Source organism: Alteromonas sp. KS69 (genome assembly GCF_003989595.1).
Classification (GTDB): Bacteria; Pseudomonadota; Gammaproteobacteria; order Enterobacterales; family Alteromonadaceae; genus Alteromonas; species Alteromonas naphthalenivorans.
Window position 1 is genome coordinate 1 of the sequence record NZ_PYHU01000069.1, and the last position, 3,362, is coordinate 3,362.

Here is a 3,362-nt window from a genome sequence, read left to right on the forward strand (position 1 = left end):
GTTTTAGGGGTTCTAGGGATTTTCCCCTCTAAAGTAACATAAATCGCCATACTCACGATATCTAAAGGCATACAAAGGTGGGTTACTTCTCCAAAGTATGGCAAATTATGAGGTTAACTACCCCTTAAACTTAACGTAATTCCTATGGCTATAAAAAACGAACTCTCAATTCTTACCAAAGCTGAGCAGCTTGATCTATATTCTCCGCCACTATTAACCCTTGAACAGCAACGATTGTATTTTACGCCAAACGAGATCGAGTTAACAGAGTCGAAAAGTATTCGCCTAAGGAACCACCGATGTTATTTCATTGCTTTATTAGGGTATTTTAAGTCTAAGCCTGTCATTCTTTCACCTAGCTTTAACCTCATCTTTGACGATATGCAGTTTATTTCAACGCAAGTTCAAGGAGGCAAAGGGATCAGGCCTTTCAGCATAAATAAGATGCAACGTGACCGTATATATCAAAGAATACTGAGGTTATTAAACTATCAGAAATGGGACGAAAGTCTGCACTTTGCGCCGTTGTACGATCATCTTGTTATGGTCGGCAAAGCTTGGCTTGAGCCTCGTTATCTATTCGATGCAGCCGCTGAATCTCTAGCAACGCATAGAATTGCCATCCCTAAATATACTGTCTTACAAAAGCTTATCAGTCGTGTTATCCAACAGGTAAAGAAGGGGTTAAATAATAAGCTTCGTATTCATGTTTCATCTGAACTACACGAATTTCTAAATACTATTATCGATGACAAAGATGGGCTCTCCTTAAGCCAGCTTCGAGCAGGTGCAAAAAGCGTTATGGTGACAGAGCTAAAAAAAGAACTGATTGTTTATCATCAGTTACAGCCTTATACAAGACAGATTGATGATGCTGTTAAGGACTTAGCCTTATCGTCTAAAAACCAACAACACTTCGGTGAAATGGTGGATTATTATGGTAGTAAACTAAAACGCTTTAAGCGTCCACAGCAACACCTATGGTTGCTGTGTTTTCTGACTCAACGCATACGGCAAAGCTTAGAGCGACTGACTGATGGTTTTATTCATCATATCCGGAAACAACAAGAAGCTGCGCATGCGTTTGCCCAACAGGCAGTGTTTGATTCATGGAGGTCAGCTGCGGACAATGTCACCAAAGCTGCAGAATTACTCCATCTGTTTGTTGATGACAGTATCGACGATAATCAACCATTTGCAACGGTTAGGCAACAAGCATTAAGTGTAATGAATAACCAAGATATAGAAACGCTATGCCTGTACTTAAAAAAGCAAAAACGCACAGTAGAAGAATATCAATGGCAATATTATGATGATCAAAACACCTTACTTGAACAGTTATTAAGGCCCGTGTTTCTATGTCTTGAATGCCAAGCAGGTAAAGGCTCAGAAGTATTGGTGACACAGCTCAGAACCACAAAAACAGAACTATTAGCAGGTAATACATTGCAAACAATGGATAGTACACTTATCCAACAAAAACATCGTCCATGGTTACTCAACAACGATGTTGTTCATCCACAGCGATACGAATGGTTGCTTTACCGTCAACTGGCTTCTCGGCTTAATGGTCGAATTTACTTATCAAACGTCACTAAATATCGTGCGCTAGAAGACGACTTAATTGCATCGTCAATACAGTCTGATCTATTGGCATCGTCAACGTTGGAAAAGCTAAAGCAGCCGATTCAGAAGCTACTGCAAGTAAAACAAATACGCTTAGCAACATCCCTAGAAGATGTTGCTCGTCACATTGATAATGGTGATAACCGCAATGTGATCATGAAGAGCCGAAGTGGCGCACGATGGCGACTGCCAGTTAAAGGCTCCCGATCATTTGTCAACAACCCCTTCTTTAAACAGATGATCCCCGTCAGTATTGCTGATGTGTTGCGTTATGTTGAACAAGAAACCAACTTTATGCAATGCTTCGCACACGTGCTGCCAATCCAAAAACAAGTAGGCGCCAATCAGGATGATTTATTGGCTATTCTCATTGCGAATGCGACACATCGTGGCGTATATGGGATGGCACAAATATCTGATCGCAGTTATGAGCATCTAAGCACTATACAAGCTAATTATATTAGGCCTGAAACCTTGCAAGAGGCAAGTGATATCATCAATAACGCAGTAGCGGCACTCCCTATTTTCCGTCACTATCACATCCAAGAAGACGTCCTACACGCCAGTACCGATGGGCAAAAATTTGAAACTCACCTTGAGACTTTTAAAACTCGCTACTCCTCGAAATACTTCGGCACCAACAAAGGTATTACGGCCATGACGTTAGTTGCCAATCATAGTGCGTTAAATGCCCGTATAATAGGATCTAATGAGCATGAGTCCCATTATATTTACGACTTACTACAATCTAATACTAGTGATCTTAAGCCTGACGTACTCTCAACCGACACCCATGGTGTTAATCATGTTAATTATGCCTTATTGGATTTATGCGGTTATAGTTTTGCGCCTAGGTATGCTCAGTTCACCAGTGTGATCAATGACCTATTTAACGTAACTGAAAGCGACGACGGAAATACGCATCTGGCGCTGAAAAAGCCGATAAAAATGAATGTGATTGAGGAAGGCTGGCAGGATATTCAGCGTATTGTGTTATCCCTTCAAGAAAAACGCACAACACAGGCATTGCTAGTACGCAAATTATCTGGTTATCCATCTGGACACCCTATATTACAAGCATTAACGGAATATAATAGGCTCATCAAAGCCCAATATTTACTTGATTATATTGATGATGCAAGTCTGCGCCAATATGTTCAACGAGCACTGAACCGAGGCGAAGCCTGGCATTTCCTCAGGCGAGCCATTGCATCGGTCAATCGTGACCAGTTCCGCGGAAAAAACGAATCAGAAATAGTCGTTTGGAACGAGTGTGCCCGTTTGACGGCAAATGCAATTATTTACTTTAACTCGATGATCCTAAGTCATCTACTACTGCACTTTGAAGACGTTGGTGACGAGGAAAAAGCTGCAATAACTCGACAAGTATCACCCGTTGCATGGCAGAATATTAATCTAAGCGGCACTTATCAGTTCGCTAGTAACCGCAAACTACCTGATTTACAGGAAATAACTAGGCCTATTGTTCAAAATGAAGTCTAAAATGAAAGGTAACCCAGCTCCACAAGCCACTAACTGCTTGGGTTATGGCGATTTATGTTACTTTAGAGGGGAAAATCCCTAGAACCCCTAAAACGAACGCCAGATGAGACCAAGTTACCTTACTACCTGAACAGTTTTAGTAAAGGTTTACCTCATAACGAGTGGGGAGTAGTGGATGAAAAGGCTTACGAGATACTATTAACGGCACTCAAAGAAGGTAACAGTACTGCTGT

Annotated in this window: 1 protein-coding gene; it reads left to right on the forward strand. The window is 41.3% G+C overall.

Annotated elements, in window-relative coordinates:
- Nucleotides 1-144: 144 nt before the first annotated feature.
- Nucleotides 145-3,129 carry a Tn3 family transposase gene (locus C7Y69_RS21235; RefSeq protein WP_126874088.1) on the forward strand — a complete coding sequence of 995 codons (2,985 nt, stop codon included), beginning with the start codon at nt 145-147 and terminating at the stop codon, nt 3,127-3,129.
- Nucleotides 3,130-3,362 lie beyond the last annotated feature (233 nt).

Coding starts and splice junctions, on each gene's coding strand:
- C7Y69_RS21235 (WP_126874088.1), top strand. CDS start 145: ATGGCTATAAAAAACGAACTCTCAATTCTTACCAAAGCTGAGCAGCTT.